The sequence below is a fragment of the Amycolatopsis keratiniphila subsp. keratiniphila genome (genome assembly GCF_001620365.2).
In the GTDB taxonomy this organism is placed as follows: Bacteria; Actinomycetota; Actinomycetes; order Mycobacteriales; family Pseudonocardiaceae; genus Amycolatopsis; species Amycolatopsis keratiniphila.
In genome coordinates this window covers 354,649-355,220 of sequence record NZ_LQMT02000019.1, presented here as the reverse complement: position 1 = coordinate 355,220, position 572 = coordinate 354,649, and the positions used below count along the sequence as shown (strand labels likewise).

Sequence of the window (572 nt, the reverse complement as noted above, 5' to 3'; positions counted from 1 at the left end):
TCAAGGAGGCCTTCACGGAACCTCACCAAAGTGTATAACGATCTATACAGCATGGCGAAGGTGTTGTTGCCGTTTCACGGCAACAACACCAAAAAAAGCTCAGGAAGAGCGCCATCCGCTCCAGGAGTGAACGAGCGTGGTCACCACGGCGTGCGGATCAGGCTGCGCCTCGTACTGAGGGTATTTCTCCCGCAACAGCCGCACCGGCAGAGCCTGCTCGTCGAGATCGGTCAGCACGCGAGCGACACCGTCCGCCCGTGCCCACCAGAGCCCGGCCCAGTCCTCGTCGTAGCGGTCGGTCAGGAAACTGACGGCGGGGTTCTCCGCGATGTTCTTCAGCCGCCGCAACGCCGTGGTGCTCTTCGGCTTGTGATCGATCGCGAAGGCCACCGAGTCGCCTTCGACGACGAACGTCACCGGCACGAGATGGGGGACGCCGTCCGAACCGGCCGTCGCCAGTCGCGCGATCCGCTCGCCTTCGAACCGTGACCGGGCTTCGGCAGGCGTCATCCGCATGCCGTGACGTTACCTAGGTCGCGTCCTGTAAGCCGTGTTCGCGGTCTTCGCGCCCA

The 572-nt window shown here is 63.6% G+C and carries 1 protein-coding gene; it reads right to left on the bottom strand.

From position 1 onward, the window contains the following. Window positions 1-99 precede the first annotated feature (99 nt). Window positions 100-516 (bottom strand): TIGR03668 family PPOX class F420-dependent oxidoreductase, encoded by a 417-nt coding sequence (locus tag AVR91_RS19730; RefSeq protein ID WP_076857379.1) that lies wholly within the window; start codon window positions 514-516, stop codon window positions 100-102. Window positions 517-572 lie beyond the last annotated feature (56 nt).